Origin of the sequence: Enterobacter asburiae (genome assembly GCF_001521715.1) — a bacterium.
GTDB classification, from domain to species: Bacteria; Pseudomonadota; Gammaproteobacteria; order Enterobacterales; family Enterobacteriaceae; genus Enterobacter; species Enterobacter asburiae.
Window position 1 is genome coordinate 222,795 of the sequence record NZ_CP011863.1, and the last position, 18,298, is coordinate 241,092.

Annotated in this window: 15 protein-coding genes and 1 pseudogene; 9 read left to right on the forward strand and 7 right to left on the reverse strand. The window is 57.0% G+C overall.

Going from position 1 to position 18,298, the window contains the following annotated elements; genetic code table 11:
* The first annotated feature begins 1 nt into the window (after position 1).
* The 4 genes from ACJ69_RS01080 (at position 2) to pheP (ending at position 5,319) form a co-directional block, all read left to right on the forward strand.
* Complete coding sequence (locus ACJ69_RS01080) at positions 2–1,033, forward strand: ABC transporter ATP-binding protein (protein ID WP_054830358.1); 1,032 nt, start codon at positions 2–4, stop codon at positions 1,031–1,033.
* Positions 1,034–1,182: 149 nt separating this feature from the next.
* A complete protein-coding gene (gene yahO, locus ACJ69_RS01085) occupies positions 1,183–1,458 on the forward strand; it encodes a DUF1471 family periplasmic protein YahO (protein ID WP_023310654.1) in 276 nt (91 codons plus the stop codon).
* 185 nt (positions 1,459–1,643) lie between these two features.
* The gene (locus tag ACJ69_RS01090; RefSeq protein ID WP_059346286.1) at positions 1,644–3,827 is read left to right on the forward strand and encodes a TonB-dependent receptor; all 2,184 of its coding nucleotides are present in this window, start codon (positions 1,644–1,646) and stop codon (positions 3,825–3,827) included.
* A 103-nt stretch (positions 3,828–3,930) separates the two neighbouring features.
* A complete protein-coding gene (pheP, locus tag ACJ69_RS01095; RefSeq protein ID WP_029741065.1) occupies positions 3,931–5,319 on the forward strand; it encodes a phenylalanine transporter in 1,389 nt (462 codons plus the stop codon).
* Positions 5,320–5,405: 86 nt separating this feature from the next.
* On the opposite strand, the gene ACJ69_RS01100 is transcribed toward pheP, so the two are convergent.
* Entirely contained in the window at positions 5,406–6,650 is a 1,245-nt protein-coding gene (locus ACJ69_RS01100) for a mechanosensitive ion channel family protein (RefSeq protein WP_059346287.1), read from the reverse strand.
* Positions 6,651–6,715: 65 nt separating this feature from the next.
* On the reverse strand, positions 6,716–8,152 hold the full coding sequence (locus ACJ69_RS01105) for an MFS transporter (RefSeq protein WP_059346288.1): 1,437 nt from the start codon (positions 8,150–8,152) through the stop codon (positions 6,716–6,718).
* Between the two features lie 107 nt (positions 8,153–8,259).
* On the opposite strand from ACJ69_RS01105, the gene ACJ69_RS01110 reads away from it, so the two are divergent.
* A complete protein-coding gene (locus tag ACJ69_RS01110; RefSeq protein WP_059346289.1) occupies positions 8,260–9,132 on the forward strand; it encodes a helix-turn-helix transcriptional regulator in 873 nt (290 codons plus the stop codon).
* Positions 9,133–9,170: 38 nt separating this feature from the next.
* Here the strand turns inward: ACJ69_RS01110 and ACJ69_RS01115 are convergent.
* Positions 9,171–10,430: pseudogene (locus ACJ69_RS01115) on the reverse strand (ShlB/FhaC/HecB family hemolysin secretion/activation protein); the annotation flags it as partial.
* A gap of 56 nt (positions 10,431–10,486) precedes the next feature.
* Between ACJ69_RS01115 and ACJ69_RS01120 the strand changes: the two are divergent.
* A protein-coding gene (locus ACJ69_RS01120) for an IS1 family transposase (protein ID WP_223274117.1) occupies positions 10,487–11,184 on the forward strand; the annotation gives its coding sequence in 2 pieces (ribosomal slippage) (positions 10,487–10,736 and positions 10,736–11,184; 699 coding nt in all).
* 154 nt (positions 11,185–11,338) lie between these two features.
* Here the strand turns inward: ACJ69_RS01120 and nfsB are convergent.
* The 3 genes from nfsB to ACJ69_RS01135 all read right to left on the reverse strand — a co-directional run bounded on the left by nfsB (position 11,339) and on the right by ACJ69_RS01135 (position 13,061).
* The gene (gene nfsB / locus ACJ69_RS01125; RefSeq protein WP_024906901.1) at positions 11,339–11,992 is read right to left on the reverse strand and encodes an oxygen-insensitive NAD(P)H nitroreductase; all 654 of its coding nucleotides are present in this window, start codon (positions 11,990–11,992) and stop codon (positions 11,339–11,341) included.
* Between the two features lie 120 nt (positions 11,993–12,112).
* Positions 12,113–12,481 carry an MmcQ/YjbR family DNA-binding protein gene (locus ACJ69_RS01130; RefSeq protein WP_032662927.1) on the reverse strand — a complete coding sequence of 123 codons (369 nt, stop codon included), beginning with the start codon at positions 12,479–12,481 and terminating at the stop codon, positions 12,113–12,115.
* A complete protein-coding gene (locus ACJ69_RS01135; protein ID WP_039264021.1) occupies positions 12,471–13,061 on the reverse strand; it encodes a TetR/AcrR family transcriptional regulator in 591 nt (196 codons plus the stop codon). The genes ACJ69_RS01130 and ACJ69_RS01135 overlap by 11 nt, the downstream gene beginning before the upstream one ends.
* 190 nt (positions 13,062–13,251) lie before the next feature.
* Between ACJ69_RS01135 and ACJ69_RS01140 the strand changes: the two genes are divergently transcribed.
* Positions 13,252–14,355, forward strand: a complete 1,104-nt coding sequence (locus ACJ69_RS01140; protein ID WP_059346290.1) for an MBL fold metallo-hydrolase — start codon at positions 13,252–13,254, stop codon at positions 14,353–14,355.
* Positions 14,356–14,387: 32 nt separating this feature from the next.
* Positions 14,388–14,729 (forward strand): RamA family antibiotic efflux transcriptional regulator, encoded by a 342-nt coding sequence (locus ACJ69_RS01145; RefSeq protein WP_029741711.1) that lies wholly within the window; start codon positions 14,388–14,390, stop codon positions 14,727–14,729.
* 82 nt (positions 14,730–14,811) lie between these two features.
* Here ACJ69_RS01145 and ACJ69_RS01150 read toward each other — a convergent pair whose 3' ends face one another.
* Positions 14,812–15,060 carry a DUF1158 domain-containing protein gene (locus tag ACJ69_RS01150; RefSeq protein WP_013097677.1) on the reverse strand — a complete coding sequence of 83 codons (249 nt, stop codon included), beginning with the start codon at positions 15,058–15,060 and terminating at the stop codon, positions 14,812–14,814.
* Positions 15,061–15,538: 478 nt separating this feature from the next.
* Between ACJ69_RS01150 and ACJ69_RS01155 the strand changes: the two genes are divergently transcribed.
* Positions 15,539–18,247, forward strand: coding sequence for a cation-transporting P-type ATPase (locus tag ACJ69_RS01155; RefSeq protein ID WP_059346291.1), 2,709 nt, complete (start codon positions 15,539–15,541; stop codon positions 18,245–18,247).
* Positions 18,248–18,298: the final 51 nt, after the last annotated feature.

Genomic DNA, 18,298 nt, shown 5'->3' on the forward strand with positions numbered 1-18,298 from the left:
CATGCTTGAATTAACCGCCATTTCTAAATCGTTTTCTGATGTGCAGGTGCTCGACAGCTTAAACCTGAGCGTGGCGCCGGGGAGCAGGACGGCGATTGTCGGGCCGTCCGGGTCGGGGAAAACCACGCTGCTGCGTATTCTTGCCGGGTTCGAAACGCCTGACACCGGGCGCATTGTCATGCAGGGGAGAACGCTGTTCGATGAAAACAGTTTTGTTCCCGCCCACCTGCGCCGGATCGGTTTTGTGCCTCAGGAGGGCGCGCTGTTCCCGCACCTCAACGTGGCGGACAACATTGCCTGGGGGCTGGACGGCACCCGCCACGAAAAGCGCCAGCGCGTTGAGGCGCTGATGGAGATGGTTTCTCTGGACAGGCAGCTCGCGACGCACTGGCCCCACGAGATTTCCGGCGGACAGCAGCAACGCGTGGCGCTTGCCCGTGCGCTGGCCCAGCGACCTTCACTGATGCTTCTGGATGAACCGTTCTCGGCCCTGGATACCGGCCTGCGCGCCATGACGCGTAAGGCAACGGCCGATCTGCTGGCCGAAGCGGGCGTGGCCTCGATTCTGGTCACCCACGATCAGAACGAAGCGTTGTCCTTTGCCACGCAGGTTGCCGTCATGCGCTCCGGACGCTTCACCCAGGTCGGCACGCCTTATGACGTCTACACCCGTCCCGTTGACGAAGAGACGGCGCTATTTCTTGGCGATGCCGTGATCCTGCCTGCTCGGCTCGCTGCCGGGTATGCGGTGTGCGCGCTGGGCGAAGTGCCGACGGACAACGCGCATGCGACAGGAGAGGGCAGGGTAATGATGCGGCCTGAACAATTACGCGTGACGGCATGTGCAGCGCATGAAAGCCCGATCTCGATTCTTGATGTGGACTTCACCGGCCAGCTGTCGACGCTCACCCTGGGATTAGCCGGACAGCAGCAGCCGGTGATTCTGAAGACCGTAAGCCAGCCAGGATGGAACCCGGGCACGGCGGTACGCGTTGATATTGCTGGCACCGCGCGGGTATTCGAATATTCTTAATACTCGTTAGTAATTTCATGCAACGGGTTGTTATAAAAGAATTTTCCTGAACGTATGGCAATTCCTGAGATTCTCTACCATGCTCATAAAACCTCACCACACTGCGTGAGGTTTTTCGTAGTTGCTGATTAATCTCAAGGAAAAAGGTTATGAAAAAGACGACTGCTATTTTGTTGGGAACGGCGTTACTGTTTACAACCAATGCTTTTGCTGCACAGCTGCTCACTAAAAGCGAGTTCAAGAAAGTTGCATCTCAATATAAAAAAATCGGTACGGTAAACACCTCGAATGAAGTATCGGTTGATGATGCAAAAAAAGAACTGATTGAGAAAGCCGATAAGAAAGGCGCGGATGTCCTGGTGCTCACGTCAGGGAACACCAACAATAAAATTCACGGTACGGCCAATATCTACAAGAAAAAATAACGTCATTGCAGCCACCCCCGAAGCGGGGTGGCCGTTCCCCCTCTTTTCTCGCCAAACCTCCTCATGAACGCGGTTACGCTTGCCAACGCATAGATAATGCGTATAGTTCTCATTTGCATTGCATTCAACATATTCTAAGGCCCGACAACGGGTCATTTTTGCGCGCACTTTAAAATGAGTTAACGATGAACAACACCATCATGCACAAGACGCTGCTGGCGCTCGCCGTTGGCGCGGCGACACATTCCGCCTTCGCGGCGGACGATCAAAAAGAGGACACCCTCGTTGTCCAGGCTGCACCAGCCAGCGATTTCAAACCCGGCGGCGACCAGCTGGTACCTGCCTTTCTTGACGGACAGGTGGCGAACGGCGGGCGCATGGGGATGCTGGGCCAGCAAAACGCCATGGACGTGCCGTTCAACATCATCAGCTACACCTCGAAGCTGGTGGAAGATCAGCAGGCGAAAACCATTGCCGATGTCGTCGCGAACGACGCGGGCGTGCAGTTCGTTCAGGGGTACGGCAACAGCGCGGAGACCTACCGCATCCGTGGCCTGAAGTTCGACGGCGACGACATGACATTTGGCGGCCTGTCCGGCGTGCTGCCGCGCCAGGTGGTGGATACCCAGATGGTTGACCGCATCGAGATCTTCAAAGGGGCCAACTCGCTGATGAACGGCGCGGCAAGCTCCGGCGTGGGCGGGATGATCAACCTTGAGCCAAAACACGCGGGCGAACTCCCGCAGGCGAAAGTCGGCGTGGACTACACCTCGGATTCCCAGATTGGCACCACGCTGGATGCGGGCCGTCGCTATGGCGACAGCGACCAGTTCGGCGCGCGGGTGAACCTGGTCCATCGCGAAGGGGAAACCGGCATTGCGAACGATCGCCGCCGCACCACGCTGCTCTCTACCGGCCTGGATTACGCTGGCGACCGCTTCCGCACCTCGCTGGATCTCGGCTATCAGAAGAAAACCTTCCACGGCAGCCCGACCAGCGTCAATATTTCCGCGGTGGACTTCGTGCCCGAGCCGCCGAAAAACGATCGCAACTTCTCGCAGAAGTGGGCCTACAGCAACATCGAAAACGAATTTGGGATGTGGCGCAGCGAGTACGACATCACCGACGGCTGGACGGCCTATACCGGTCTGGGCGCGCAGCACGCGCATGAGGAAGGGATCTACAGCGCGCCGAAGCTGGTGGATAAAAGCGGCAAGGCAACGGTCAGCCGTCTTGATACCAACCGCATCAGCGATTCCGTCAGCGGCATGGCGGGCGTTCGCGGGAACTTCACTACGGGATTCGTCTCGCACAAGGTCAACGTTGGCTATTCGGCGATGACAAAGAACGAAAAAATCGCGTGGAAAATGTCGGCGACGAAGGATAATCCGACCACCAACATCTATCACAATACCGGCGTCGATATGCCGGACAGCACCAACCTCAACGGTTCCGGCGGAAAGTACAGCGATCCGCTGACCAGCGGGCGCACCCGTACCCAGGGCTGGCTGCTGAGCGATACGCTGGGCGTGCTGGACGACAAGCTGCTCTTCACCGCAGGCGCGCGCCATCAGAAGGTGGTCGTTCGCGGGTATAACAAAGTCACCGGTGCGGAAAACGCGGCGGACGGCTTCGACGGCAGCCGCTGGATGCCCACCTACGGCGTGGTCTACAAGCCGTGGGAGGCGATCTCCCTCTATGCAAACCACACCGAAGCGCTGCAGCCGGGCAAAACCGCGCCTAACACCGCCACCAACTATGGCCAGAGCACCGGTATCGTTCACTCTAAGCAGAACGAAGTGGGCGTGAAGGCCGACTTCGGCCGCGTGGGCGGATCGCTTGCGCTGTTTGAGATCAAAATGCCGTCGGCGATCCTCGACGACAGCGGCCACTACGGCCTGGACGCCGAGCAGCGAAACCGTGGCGTTGAGCTGAACGTCTTCGGCGAGCCCGCGCTGGGGATGCGCCTGAACGCCAGCGCCACCTGGCTGCAGGCCGAGCTGACCAAAACCAAAAATGGTGTGAATCAGGGCAACGATGCGATCGGTATTCCAAACTTTTACGCGGTAGTGGGCGCAGAGTACGACATCAAGCCGGTTGACGGCCTGACCGCGACCGCCCGCGTGAACCATTCCGGCGTGCAGTACGCTGATCTGGCAAACACCAAAAAGCTGGACAGCTACACCACGCTGGATCTGGGGATGCGCTATCGCTTCGCGGTAAACCACAATGAAAACCAGATGACGGTTCGCGCGGGCATCGACAACGTGACCAATGAAAACTACTGGGCCAGCGTGGACGACTCCGGTACCTATATTACGCAGGGCGAACCGCGCACCTTTAAGGTCTCGGTTGGCTACGCGTTTTAAGCGTTCCATCTCGTTATCCGGGGCAGGGATGCCCCAATCCCTTGCTACCTCCAGCATGAAGTGTTAAAACGTGCCCCTTCTAAAAAAGAGACAGGGGTAGGACGTGAAAGACGCGTCATCCGCTTCAGGCCATGGTAGCGCTGAAGCCTCGTCGGATCAGAATCCGACGCTGCAACGTGGTTTGCAAAATCGACATATTCAGTTAATTGCCCTTGGCGGCGCGATCGGTACCGGACTGTTTCTCGGCATCGGCCCCGCTATTCAGATGGCTGGCCCGGCGGTTCTGCTGGGTTACGGTATCGCCGGGATTATCGCCTTCCTGATCATGCGCCAGCTTGGCGAGATGGTCGTTGAAGAGCCGGTTTCAGGCTCCTTCGCGCACTTTGCTTATAAATACTGGGGCCCGTTTGCAGGCTTCCTGTCCGGCTGGAACTACTGGGTTATGTTCGTGCTGGTGGGAATGGCGGAGCTGACCGCCGCAGGCATTTACATGCAGTACTGGCTGCCGGACGTGCCGACGTGGATCTGGGCGGCGGCCTTCTTCATCATTATTAACGCCGTTAACCTCGTCAACGTGCGCCTGTATGGCGAAACGGAGTTCTGGTTTGCGCTGATCAAGGTGCTGGCGATTATCGGGATGATCGGCTTTGGCCTGTGGCTGCTGTTCTCCGGCCACGGCGGCGAGCGGGCCACTATCGACAACCTGTGGCAGCACGGCGGCTTCCTGGCGACCGGCTGGAAAGGGCTGATTCTCTCCCTGGCAGTGATCATGTTCTCCTTCGGTGGACTCGAGCTGATTGGCATTACCGCTGCGGAAGCGCGCGACCCGCATAAAAGCATTCCCAAAGCGGTCAACCAGGTCGTGTACCGGATTCTGCTGTTCTATATCGGCTCGCTGGTGGTGCTGCTGGCGCTCTATCCGTGGGTGGAAGTGAAGTCCGACAGCAGTCCGTTCGTGATGATTTTCCATGACATGAACAGTAACCTGGTGGCCTCGGCGCTGAACTTCGTTATTCTGGTGGCGTCTCTGTCGGTCTATAACAGCGGCGTTTACTCCAACAGCCGCATGCTGTTCGGCCTCTCCGTGCAGGGCAACGCGCCGAAGTTCCTCACCCGCGTCAGCCGTCGCGGCGTGCCGGTGAATTCCTTGTTCCTTTCCGGCGCTATCACCTCGCTGGTGGTGCTGATTAACTATCTGCTGCCGAAAGAGGCCTTTGGCCTGCTGATGGCGCTGGTTGTCGCCACGCTGCTGCTGAACTGGATCATGATTTGCCTGGCGCACCTGCGCTTTCGCGCCGCGATGCGCCGCAAGGGACGCGAGACGCAGTTCAAAGCGCTGCTTTATCCGGCGGGGAACTACATCTGTATCGCGTTCCTGGGGCTGATTCTGGTGCTGATGTGCACCATGGATGAAATGCGCCTTTCGGCGATGCTGCTGCCGGTATGGGTTATCTTCCTGTTTGTAGCGTTTAAGCTTTCCCGCAAAAAGTAGCGCGGTTTTCGCCCTCTCCCTGCGGGAGAGGGCCGGGGTGAGGGCACCAGACCGCACTTGCCTTCGCGCCCGGTGTCCGAAACAGATTATCTGGCGATAACGCCCGCCAGGGATCGAATATCGTTCCCGGTCGGGGACTGGTGAATACGCAGCCCAAATTCATCCACCACCGCGAAAATATGGTCGAAGATGTCGGCCTGAATCTCTTCATATTCTGCCCAGACCACCGTATTGATGAAGGCATATATTTCAATCGGCAAACCATTCGCATCAGGCGCTAGCTGGCGCACCATCAGCGTCATATCTTTGCGAATACGCGGATGGTTGCGCAGATATTCATTCAGGTAGGCGCGGAAGGTGCCAATATTGGTCATCTTACGCAGGTTTAATACCGACTCCCCTTCACCGTTCTTCTGATTCCACAGGTTAATTTCCTCATGTCGCGCGGCCAGATAGGGCTTCAGCAGCTTCGCCTGAATAAGTTTTTGCTGCTCCTGCTCGTCGAGAAAATGAATGCTGGTGGTATCAATATTCAGGCTGCGCTTAATGCGTCGCCCGCCGGAGGCAGACATGCCGCTCCAGTTGATAAAGGCGTCAGAGACCAGGGCCCACGTCGGAATGGTCGTAATCGTATTATCGAAGTTGCGTACTTTCACGGTTGTCAGGCCGATGTCCGTCACCGTGCCGTTGGCACCGTATTTCGGCATCTCCAGCCAGTCGCCGAGCTTGAGCATGTCGTTGGCGGAGAGCTGAATCCCCGCCACCAGTCCGAGTATCGGGTCTTTAAACACCAGCATCAGCACGGCGGCCATGGCGCCGAGACCGCTTATCAGAATCGCCGGAGACTGGCCGATCAGCAGGGAGATAATCAATATCCCCACCAGGATGGCGCTCACCAGCTTGATGCCCTGGAAGATCCCCTTCAGCGGCAGCTGTGAAGCGGTGGCCATTTTCTGCGACAGATTAAAAATCACGTCCAGCAGCGAGAAGAAGGAGAGCAGGGCATACACCATGACCCACAGCTTTGCACATGTCGTGAGAATTTCCGCCGCTTCGCTGCCTTTTTGCAGCCACAGTACCGCCTGGACGTTGACGATTATCCCCTGAAGGGTGAAGGCCAGACGGTGAAATAATTTATTCTGGGTGATGATCTGCAGCCACAAATGGCTGCTGGCCTGCGCACGTTTTTCGAAAGCGCGAAGCACCACTTTGTGCAGAATAAAATGAACGATAATGGCGGTAAGAAAAATAATACCAAAGATAATCACTAAAGAGGTGGTGTGATTAATTTCAATGCCTAACTCTTCAATCTGAGCAATTAATTCCTGCATAACGTCTCCTGTATTGATGCAGCCCCATAATGGCGGCTGCGGATCTATTATGCAAATTCACGGGCTTATTTGGTGGCCTGGCAGACCTTTACCATCGGCAGGCACAGGCGATGGCGGATGCGCAGCGTCGCCAGGGCAAGCACCACCATCATCGCCGTTTCCACCATCAGGAAGACGTTCACCGCCTGGGTGTAATCCCCGTGATGGTTCTGCAGCGCGTGGAGCAAAATCGCGCCAAAAATGGCCGGGCCAAGCCCCAGCGCGGCCTGCTGCAGCGTGCTGAGAATGGCGCTCGCGGCCCCCGCGTCGTCAGGCTGAATATCGCGCATCCCGATGCGGTAGAAGCTGTTCACGATCAGCGCCTGCCCGTAGCCGACCAGCCCGGTTGCGGGTGCCAGCGTCAGGGCGGTATTCTCCATTCCCCAGACGCGGAACGTGGCGATCAGCGCCAGCAGGCCGGCAATCTGGATCGCCAGACCGGTCAGCAGAATGGTACTGGTGCTGTAGCGAGCAATCAGCCGCGGCGCGAACCACGCCGAAATAAAGTAAGTTACGCCCAGCGCGATAAAACTGTTTCCCGACTGCCACGGTGCCATCCCCAGACCGGTTTGCATGGTCAGCGCCATACAGAACATAAACCCGGACCAGACGCTGAAAAAGAGCATCGCAATCAGTATGCCAAAGCGAACGCTGCGAAGCTGCAGCAGGCGCGGCGGGATCAGCGGGTGGGCGTTCTCACGCTCCTTTTTGCGCGCATTCAGCGCCGTCAGCCAGCCCAGCGGAATAATGGCGACAAGCATAACCTTCAGCGGCCACGACCAGTGCCACTGGGGGCCGAGCGCCATCGGGAACAGCAGGCAGCAAAGAATGATCGCCAGCAGCACGGTTCCGGTCCAGTCGATGCGTGATGGCGTCTCGCGACGGGTTTCGGGTACGAAATGGCGACTCAGCGCCAGCACCACCAGACAGATCGGCACGTTGATGAAGAAGGCGTTACGCCAGCCCAGCCCGGCGATATCCGCCGACACCAGCCAGCCGCCGCCCATTTGCCCGACGATAAACGCAATCCCACCGATGCCGCCAAACAGGCTGATGGCTTTAGCGTGCGCCGTACCTTTCAGCGTCACGTGCAGGGTGGCAAGAATTTGCGGCACGATCAGTGCGGCTCCCGCCCCCTGAACGATGCGCGCGGCCAGTAGCTGTTCAATGTTCCCCGCCATCCCGCAGAGCAGCGAGGCCAGGCCAAAGCTCGCGACGCCCCACATGAACAGACGCCGACGGCCAAAGTTATCCCCCAGCTTGCTGCCGAGCGCGAGGCAGACGGCGAAGGCCACGCCGTAGAGGGCGACTATCAGCTCCAGCTCGGTGGCGGTGGCGTTCAGCGAGTGGGTGATGGCGTCCAGCGCCACGTTGGTGATTGAGGTATCAATCATCGGCAGCATCTGGCCGGTTAGCAGCAATATCAGGCCAGCGCGGCCCGGTGAAACAACTGACGTATTCATGGTAACTCCATTGCGTCATTCATCAGATGGTCGTAGCATCAACCATCTGATAAACGGGTACCAGTTCTTGCTTATACTGGTACTGGCACTACCATGCAGGGGGATTTATGGCCTTGATGTCTGAACCCGTCGTCTCACTTCAGGATGACACCCGAAAACAGCTGGGGGCATTTTTACGCGCACGACGTGAAAGCCTCGATCCGCAGCGTCTCGGCCTGCCGCGCAGCGGTCGCCGCCGCACGCCGGGCCTGCGCCGGGAAGAGGTGGCGATGCTCGCTGACGTGGGCGTGACCTGGTACACGTGGCTGGAGCAGGGCAGGGACGTCAATCCGTCGAGCGCGGTGATGGCCGCTGTGGCAAAAGCGCTACAGTGCACCCCGACCGAGGCCCGACACCTGTTTGTGTTAGCCGGGTTGCCGCCGGGTGAAGCGCCGCAGGCGGTCTGCTGCGAGGGCATCAGCGAGGGCACGCGGCGCCTGCTGGATACGCTTATGCCTAAACCCGCCAGCATTCAGAAACCGAATTTCGACATCGTGGCGTGGAACGACAGCTTCGGGCACCTGATGGGCGTCGATTTCAATGAAATCCCGCCGGAAGACCGCAACTGTATTTACCTGTTCCTTACCCACCCGGCGTGGCGCGCGCGTCTCGGCAGACGTGACGATGTGCTGCCCACATTTGTCTCCTATTTCCGCGCGGCGATGGCCGAGCATCGGGGTGACCCGCTGTGGGAGGCCAAGCTGGCGCGCTTCTTTGCGGTGTCCGAAGAGTTCAAAACCCTGTGGCACCAGCGCAACGACGTGCGCGGCGTGGAGAACCAGCTCAAGCTGTTTACCCATCCCGAGCTGGGGGATTTTACGCTGCAGCAGATGTACTGGTACTCCGCGCCGCGAAACGGGTCGCGGCTTCTGGTGTATCTGCCGGTGGATGAGGCGGGGGAGCGAGCGATGGAATGGCTGGCAGAAAAAAGCCGAACGTAATACTCATCGCCCGAAAGTGCTAATTTTTCACTCTGCCCTCAGTACTGCCATTGCACCGAAAATCCAAGCGTGACGGGACTGGTATGCATCTCATCCGGTTTTGCCAGAGGCACACCCGCAAAAAGGTCATAACCCAGATGGCCTTTTACCCCACGTACGCCTGCGACCGCACCGGCAATGTGCTCCCCGCTCCAGTAATCATTTTCTGAGCCGCTGACTTCGCCATAGTCTGCGCCAATATACGGCTGCATTCCCCATACCGGCAGATTCAGATTGATATCATTACGCAGATACCAGCCTTTGTCGGCATACAATGAGGACTCTCCGTCAAAGCCGCGCACCGTCCAGCGGTTGCCGATGGTGAACTTATCGGGCTGGGTCAGCCTGTCCGGAGTGGTCTGTTGCTTGAAATGCGGCTCATAGCTGAGGGCGAACTTGCCCAGCTTGAACGGGAAAGTACCGTCTGCACTCAGCGTAATGATGCGCGCCTGTGCGTCGGCGCTGCCCACCATCTCTTCGGCATCGGCTTCTTCACCAAACCAGGGTGCGGCATGTTGATAACCGAGGCTTGCCGTAAGCTGGCCGAATGGAAGATAGGCTAAATGCTCCAGGCTAAGCTGCCAGCTGCTGGTGTCCCGGTGCTGAACCTCCACTTCCACGTCGTTAAGATCGTAGCGGGAATCACGCTTAATCCCTTTAAAGCCCAGCGTGGTTTTCTGGCTCGCGCTGCGGTAAACCACACGGTTAAGCGCGGCGGTCATTAACTTTTCATCGCTACTGTACCGGTAGTGAAAATCACCGCTATGGATAGTCTGCGTCGTTCTGTACTGGCTGGCATAAAGTTCCAGCGCCCAGTATCCCCAGGGAACGGAGTAAAACGCCGAGCTATTATCGTTACGCTTGCCGTTTTCATTTTTGAAACCACCGCCATACGCTGCATAAAACATATCGTTGAGCGAGGTGGGGTTATCCAGATATAGCGCCAGACCCCCCTGATACCGTCCGGTATATTTACTACCGGAATCATCAAACCAGCTGCCCAGTCGCCAGGCTTTACGCTTGTCGCGCTTGATCTCTACGCGGGTATCGCCAGGATTTTCCCCCGGCATCAGACGAATACTCGCCTGCGAACCGGGAATACGCTGCAGGTTTTCCAGCCCCTGTTCCAGACCGCGTAAATCGAGGAGATCGCCCGGTGCTTGCGGGACGTTATTCCAGCGATGAACGGGGAGCCCGCTTTGATCCTGAATAATGACATCACTGACGCGTCCAGGCAGGATTTGCAGGGTTAGCGTTCCCGGTAATGGTGCCAACTTACTGATTTAGTGTATGATGGTGTTTTTGAGGTGCTCCAGTGGCTTCTGTTTCTATCAGCTGTCCCTCCTGTTCAGCTACTGAAGGCGTGGTGCGTAACGGTAAAAGTACTGCCGGACATCAGCGCTATCTCTGCTCTCACTGCCGTAAAACATGGCAGCTACAGTTCACTTACACCGCTTCTCAACCCGGTACGCATCAGAAAATCATTGATATGGCCATGAATGGCGTCGGATGTCGCGCCAGTGCACGCATTATGGGCGTTGGCCTCAACACGATTTTACGACACTTAAAAAACTCAGGCCGCAGTCGGTAAACTCACGCATACAACCGGGCAGTGACGTCATTGTTTGCGCGGAAATGGACGAACAGTGGGGTTACGTCGGCGCTAAATCACGCCAGCGCTGGTTGTTTTACGCGTATGACAGGATACGGAGGACGGTTGTGGCGCACGTATTCGGTGAACGCACGTTGGCCACGCTGGAGCGTCTTCTGGGCCTGCTGTCGGCCTTTGAGGTCGTGGTATGGATGACGGATGGCTGGCCGCTGTATGAATCACGCCTGAAGGGAGAACTGCACGTTATCAGCAAGCGATATACGCAGCGCATTGAGCGGCATAACCTGAATCTGAGGCAGCATCTGGCAAGGCTGGGCAGGAAGTCACTGTCGTTCTCAAAATCGGTGGAGCTGCATGACAAAGTCATCGGGCATTATCTGAACATAAAACACTATCAGTAAGTTGGAGTCATTACCAAAAATTGTATGCGAAATTTCTGATGTGAGTATTTCTGTGCTGTTACAAATTATTTGCCTGCTAACGGATGCATCTATACACAACGGGAGTATACGGTAGTGAAAACAGGCACGCCGGAACCCAGCGTGCCACAAAGGATCAGCACTCAGTTACAATCGTGCTCAGGGGCAGGCGAGACTTCGGCAGCGTGGCGTTGAAATCTTCCACGCTGTGGTGCCCAACCGGTACCACCACCAGGCTGGTAAAGCCTTTCTCTTTCAGGCCAAATTCTTCGTCGAGAATGGCGGCGTCGAAACCTTCAATCGGTACCGCGTCCAGGCCCATCGCGCCCACGCCCAGCAGGAAGTTACCGACGTTCAGGTAAACCTGCTTCGCCATCCACTGGTCGTCATCTTTCAGATCCACGCGGTGCATGTCGGCGAAGTAGGTGCGGCCCTTATGGTTTGCGGCTTTGGCTTCCGGCGTGTTGAAACGGCCATCGGCCTCTTCCTGATCCACGACGCGCTCCAGCCAGGCGTCATCCATCGCGGTTTTCGCGCAGAACACCACCACGTGGGACGCATCCAGCATTTTGCGTTCGTTGAACACATAGGTGCCCGCGGCGGATTTTGCCACGCGCGCTTTTCCTTCCTCGGTGCTGGCTACAATGAAGTGCCACGGCTGGGAGTTGGTGCTGGACGGGCTGTACTGCAGCAGGGTTTTGATTTTTTCCGCTTCTTCCGCGGTCAGTTTTTTGCTTGCGTCGAACGCCTTGGTAGAGTGGCGTTTCAGGGCGACAGAAATGATATCCATAACAACTCCTGGTGATGAAATTCGCCCGCTCGCGGGCGCGAAAGGAATGCAGATTACAGCGGGACGCGGAAAAAGATAAGTGCAATTCGAGCGCTTAATCTGTTCGTCTCAGACGAACAATCAGACCGGCCGGATCCACTTCTGGTCTTTTTTCGGCAGCTTATCCACCACCAGATTCCACGAATCATTAATGAGGTCGGTAACCAGTTCCGGCGTCACGTCGTCAGTGCCGTAAAGGGAAATCCAGTGCTTTTTACTCAGATGGTAACCCGGCTCTATCCCGCGATAGATCTGCTGATTTAACAGTGATTTCTCCGGGTCTGACTTCAGGCTGACGTGCGGTCGCCCGTGCGCGACCGCGACGATCATGAAAATCTTTCCGCCCACTTTAAACACATCAAACTCCGGCCCAAACGGCCAGCAGTGTTCGGTGAAGGGCAACTCAAGGGCCACGCGCATTGCGTGCTCCTGCAAGGATTTACTGTCCATCGCTCTCTTCCTGGGCCAGCCCGCGCCACATCACTTCAAAACCGAGCGCTTTAAAATCAACGGCGCGGGAAGGGTCGCGAGTGGCAAATTCCATCGTGGATTCGGCCAGCGATAAGAAAAGCGCATCGCCAAACGTTTTAAATTCATCTGACATAAACACCTGACGCACCGAGCGGCGGCACAGTTCATGGAGTTCCGGGAACATCTCTTTCACCGCCTGTTCCGTTTCGGCGCTCAGCTTTTCACTGACGCCGATCTGGCGGATAGCCGCATGAGAAACGGGGTTACGAATACCCCAGTCCACGTAGCTGTTCCAGATATTGCGGGTATGTTCTTTGGGCAGCGTGATGGTGCGATCGAGGTTTGCCAGCATGGCCTGGCAGAGATCCTGCTTCAGGTGCAGATAGAGGGCATTCAGCAGATCGTCTTTAGTGGGAAAGTAGCGAAACAGGGTCCCTTCGGCGACGCCCGCGTTACGGGCGATTAACGACGTTGAGGCGGCAATACCTGACTGTGCAAATGCCACCGTTGCGGCTTCCAGTAAGGCCTGTTTTTTATCTTCACTCTTCGGACGTGCCACTAAATTTTTCCCCCTGTCAATTATAAAAACCCTGATTGAAACACGTGCTTTGACACGCTGCAACGCGGAATGTCAAAGATCGAAAACGTCTTGACGACTTTATCATCATATCTATAATGAGTGCTTACTCACTCATAATCAAGTTTACCCCGCGCAAACTATCGGATGGGGCGCGTTTTCGGGTCTGGATATGAAAAAACCTCTCTTCATCTGCGTGGTGTTAATCATGATTATTGCTTCAGCTGCGAGTTTACCGTTTGTACTGAATGCCGGATTTGGTCAGCCACCGCAGGGTGAGCAGCTCACCGAAGTGGAGGCCTCCCCTCAGTATCGCGAGGGGAAATTCCACAATACGCTGCCGACGCCGGGTTATAACGGCGACAAAAACATGCTGGTCGCGACGTGGGATTTTCTGATCAAAAAAACCGAAAACGCGCGCCCGGCCCAGCCGCTGCCGCTGGTGAAAACCGATCTTGCGAGCCTGCCGCTGGAGCAGGACACCCTGGTGTGGCTCGGTCACTCCTCGTGGTACCTGCAGCTCGCGGGCAAACGCATCCTGATTGACCCGGTGCTCAGCAACTATGCCGCGCCGTTCTCGTTTCTGAATAAAGCCTTTGCCGGGGAGTACCCGTGGCGCGCTGAAAGCATGCCGGAAATCGACCTGCTGATAATCTCGCACGATCACTACGATCATCTGGATTACGCCACCATCAGGGCGCTACTGCCGAAGGTGAAGCGCGTGGTGACGCCGCTGGGCGTGGGATCCCATCTGCGCTACTGGGGGATGAAGCCTGAGATTATTGACGAGCGCGACTGGAACCAGTCGGTACGCATCAGCGATGAACTGACGGTGCATGTTCTGCCGGCGCGCCACTTCTCCGGGCGCGGCATCAAGCGCGATCGAACCCTGTGGGGCAGCTTTATGTTCGTCACGCCAGAGCAGAAGGTTTATTACAGCGGGGACTCCGGCTACGGCCCGCACTTTAAGGCCATCGGCGAGCAGTTTGATGGCGTGGATGTCGCCATCATGGAAAACGGCCAGTACGACCAGGACTGGAAGTACATCCACATGCTGCCGGAGGAAACGGCGCAGGCCTCTGTGGATCTGAACGCGAAAGCCGTAGTGCCCGGGCATAACGGACGCTTCGTGCTGGCGAAACATACGTGGAACGATCCGCTGATCCAGCTGGCTAAAGCCAGCAAGGATAAAAACTATCGGCTATTGACACCGGCGCTGGGCGAGCCCGTCCGGGTGAATGACGCCACGCAAACCTTTCGCGCGTGGTGGGAATAATGTTTAAGCGAGAAGCAGAGGGGGACAGCAGCATGACCATTTCCGCTCAAGTCATCGACACTATCGTCGAATGGATCGACGACAATCTGCACCAGCCATTACGTATAGAAGAGATTGCCCGCCACGCGGGCTACTCGAAGTGGCACCTGCAGCGGTTGTTTATGCAGTACAAAGGGGAGAGTCTGGGGCGTTATATCCGTGAGCGCAAGCTGCTGCTGGCGGCGCGCGATCTGCGTGAGTCCGACGCTCGGGTCTACGACATCTGCCTGCGTTACGGGTTTGACTCGCAGCAGACGTTTACCCGTATCTTCACCCGGACGTTCAACCAGCCGCCTGGTGCGTACCGCAAGGAGAACCACAGTCAGGCGCACTGAGCTGTTTTCCGCCCTGGCGGGTCTGGAAAATTGCCATCACAGGCCGGGTAAGGCGAAGTCGCCACCCGGTTTTTTTATTGGCTTACGAGGCCAGTGAAAACCAGCGGCGCCAGACGAAACGCAGGACGAAGAATTCGATGGCACCCAGCAGTAAAAACCACACGCAGAACAGAATGGTGTAAAGCTGGTTCAGATCGACCATGTGAAAGGTCTGAACCAGCTTCTGCGCCAGCACCAGACCCAGCGACGGCGCGGGTAACAGCAGGCAGGAGAGCAGGGCCAGCAATAAAATGCCGCCTGCCGTAAGCAGCGATTCTAGCGGGTGTTTCATCGTAATGTTAATCGTCAGTTAAAAATGTCATTGTCCGGCATCCTGTAACGTAAAGCAATATCAGCGATTCAGACGTTATTGAATAAAACGAGGATATTATTTAGCGGATAAATAACAAAATACGACCCGGCATTTATATTAATATCGCGTTATGTAAATAAACGTCTTTATCAGGAAAATAATTTTACAAATGTATAGGTGCTATAACCAATTAACGTGGCAATAACAATGGCTGCGACAATGTATAACGCCAGGCGTCGTCCGCGATAAATACCAAACATGGTTCCCCCTCGTTTAATGTTGGTTTAGAAATATTTTGTAAAAATCAGGTCATCGAAATAGTTTTAATCAGTTTTGAATAACCGAGAAGTCATTATATTGCGTTAGATCAATTTTACCCGCAAGACTTAAAAATGAATTTATTTAAGCCAGAAAGGAATTCAGGCTTCTGTTCACCGGATATTGAAGGAAAAATACGATGACCGAAAAAAAATTGTCCCCAAACGTGCCGCCTTCCGGCGGGCTGGCATACCAGCAGACCGTAGAGCAGGTGCTTACCCACACGCAGAGCCAGGCCAGCGGTCTGGATCGTGCAGAGGCGCAGGCGCGTCTGCAAAAATCAGGTCCGAACGCGCTGCCGGAGAAAAAAGGCAAACCCGCCTGGCTGCGTTTTCTGGCCCATTTTAATGATGTGCTGATTTATGTCCTGCTGGCCGCCGCCGTATTAACGGCAATAATGGGCCACTGGGTTGATACGCTGGTTATTCTGGGCGTGGCGGTAATCAATGCCTTAATTGGCCATATTCAGGAAAGCAACGCGGAAAAATCCCTGAAGAGTATTCGCAATATGCTCTCCAGCGAGGCGCGCGTTATTCGTAACGGCACTCACGAAACTATACCCACAACTGAAATAGTCCCGGGCGATATTATTGTATTACGCGCGGGAGATCGTATTCCGGCGGATATGCGTTTAATCGAAGCGCATAATTTACGCGTGGAAGAGGCGATTCTGACCGGTGAATCTACCGTGGTGGATAAACACATTAATCCGCTGAACGGCGAACTGCCGCTGGGCGATCGCACCAATATGGTCTTTTCCGGGACGACCGTAAGCGCGGGCGGCGGCGTAGGTGTGGTCACCGCGACCGGTAAGGATACGGAGCTTGGCCACATCAACCAGATGATGGCGGGCATCGAAAAGCACCGCACGCCGCTGCTGGTGCAGATGGACAAGCTGGGTAAAGCGATCTTCGCCATTATCCTGGCGATGATGGCCGCGCTGTTCGTCTTCAGCCTGGTGTTCCGCGAGATCCCGATGGGCGAGCTGCTGCTCTCCCTGATTAGCCTGGCGGTGGCCTCCGTGCCGGAAGGTCTGCCGGCGATTATCTCCATCATCCTCTCGCTGGGCGTGCAGGCGATGGCGCGCAAGCGGGCAATTATCCGCAAGCTGCCGACGGTTGAAACCCTGGGCGCGATGACCGTGGTCTGCTCGGATAAAACCGGCACCCTGACCATGAACGAGATGACGGTCAAAGCCATTATCACCGCTGACGCCTGCTACCGCGTGGACGGCAACAGCTACGAGCCGGTCGGCAACATCTACCTGGAAGGCAGCGATGAGCCGGTCCACATCCAGCCGGGCACCGTGCTGGAGCAGTACCTGCGCACCATCGACCTGTGTAACGACAGCCAGCTGATTCAGGACGAGCGCGGCCTGTGGGGCATCACCGGTGGCCCAACCGAGGGCGCGCTGAAGGTGCTGGCGGCGAAGGCCAGCCTTGAGCCGGTCATGACCACGCTGGTTAACAAGATCCCGTTCGACTCGCAGTACAAGTACATGAGCACCCACTACCAGATTGGCGGTGAGGAGCAGATCCTGATCACCGGCGCGCCGGACGTCATTTTCGCCCTGTGCGCCGAGCAGCAGACCCGCAACGGTGCGGAAGTCTTCAACCGCGCGTACTGGGAAAGCGAGATGGAGCGCTATGCGCGTCAGGGGCTGCGCATGGTGGCCGCGGCATTTAAGCCAGCGAACGGCGAGCAGGCGCTGACCCACGACGACCTGAGCAACGGCCTGATCTTCCTCGGCATCGCCGGGATGATGGATCCACCGCGTCCGGAAGCCATTGATGCGATTAACGCCTGCCAGCAGGCGGGGATCCGCGTGAAGATGATCACCGGGGATCACCCGCAGACGGCGATGAGCATCGGCCAGATGCTGGGGATCACCAACAGCGAGCAGGCGGTCACCGGCTACGAGCTGGAGAAAATGGACGACGCCGCGCTGGCGGAAGCCGCGGTGAAGTATGACATCTTCGCCCGTACCAGCCCGGAGCATAAGCTGCGCCTGGTGAAAGCGCTGCAGGACAAAGGCGAAATCGTCGGCATGACCGGTGACGGCGTGAACGATGCCCCGGCGCTGCGTCAGGCTGACGTCGGCATCGCGATGGGCATCAAGGGCACGGAAGTGACCAAAGAGGCGGCGGACATGGTCCTGACGGACGATAACTTCGCCACCATCGCCAGCGCGGTGAAAGAGGGGCGTCGCGTTTACGATAACCTGAAGAAGACCATCCTGTTCATCATGCCGACCAACCTCGCGCAGGGGCTGCTGATTGTGATTGCGCTGCTGGCGGGGAACATCATTCCGCTGACGCCGGTGCTGATCCTGTGGATGAACATGGCCACCTCCGCCACGCTCTCCTTCGGCCTGGCCTTTGAGGCCGCCGAGCGCAACATCATGCGCCGTCCGCCGCGTCAGACCGGGCAGCACGTGATGGACGCCTACGCCGTGTGGCGCGTGGCCTTCGTTGGCACCATGATTGCCATCGCCGCCTTTGCGCTGGAAGCCTGGCTGGCCCCGCGCGGCCACAGCGCGGAGTTCATCCGCACCGTGCTGCTGCAGATGCTGGTCTGCGCCCAGTGGGTGTACATGATTAACTGCCGCAACACCGAAGGGTTCTCCCTGAACCGCGGCCTGCTGGCGAACAAAGGGATCTGGCTGGTGACGGGCGTGCTGTTCCTGCTCCAGGCGGCGATTATCTACCTGCCGTTGATGCAGATGCTGTTCGGCACCGAAGCGCTGCCGCTGCGCTACTGGTTTGTGACCCTGGCGGTAGCGGGCGTGATGTTCTTCGTCGTCGAAATCGAGAAGCGACTGACCCGCAGGTTCCGTAAGGCTGCATAACCTTTTGCCCTCACCCTAACCCTCTCCCATGGGGAGAGGGGACTCTGACCT

What these genes read in the sequence shown, in the direction of transcription:
- ACJ69_RS01110 (WP_059346289.1), top strand. Translation starts at nt 8,260, where the DNA reads ATGGCCTTGATGTCTGAACCCGTCGTCTCACTTCAGGATGACACCCGA.
- ACJ69_RS01145 (WP_029741711.1), top strand. Translation starts at nt 14,388, where the DNA reads ATGACCATTTCCGCTCAAGTCATCGACACTATCGTCGAATGGATCGAC.
- ACJ69_RS01150 (WP_013097677.1), bottom strand. Translation starts at nt 15,060, where the DNA reads ATGAAACACCCGCTAGAATCGCTGCTTACGGCAGGCGGCATTTTATTG.
- ACJ69_RS01100 (WP_059346287.1), bottom strand. Translation starts at nt 6,650, where the DNA reads ATGCAGGAATTAATTGCTCAGATTGAAGAGTTAGGCATTGAAATTAAT.
- yahO (WP_023310654.1), top strand. Translation starts at nt 1,183, where the DNA reads ATGAAAAAGACGACTGCTATTTTGTTGGGAACGGCGTTACTGTTTACA.
- ACJ69_RS01080 (WP_054830358.1), top strand. Translation starts at nt 2, where the DNA reads ATGCTTGAATTAACCGCCATTTCTAAATCGTTTTCTGATGTGCAGGTG.
- ACJ69_RS01140 (WP_059346290.1), top strand. Translation starts at nt 13,252, where the DNA reads ATGAAAAAACCTCTCTTCATCTGCGTGGTGTTAATCATGATTATTGCT.
- ACJ69_RS01155 (WP_059346291.1), top strand. Translation starts at nt 15,539, where the DNA reads ATGACCGAAAAAAAATTGTCCCCAAACGTGCCGCCTTCCGGCGGGCTG.
- nfsB (WP_024906901.1), bottom strand. Translation starts at nt 11,992, where the DNA reads ATGGATATCATTTCTGTCGCCCTGAAACGCCACTCTACCAAGGCGTTC.
- ACJ69_RS01130 (WP_032662927.1), bottom strand. Translation starts at nt 12,481, where the DNA reads ATGGACAGTAAATCCTTGCAGGAGCACGCAATGCGCGTGGCCCTTGAG.
- ACJ69_RS01090 (WP_059346286.1), top strand. Translation starts at nt 1,644, where the DNA reads ATGAACAACACCATCATGCACAAGACGCTGCTGGCGCTCGCCGTTGGC.
- ACJ69_RS01105 (WP_059346288.1), bottom strand. Translation starts at nt 8,152, where the DNA reads ATGAATACGTCAGTTGTTTCACCGGGCCGCGCTGGCCTGATATTGCTG.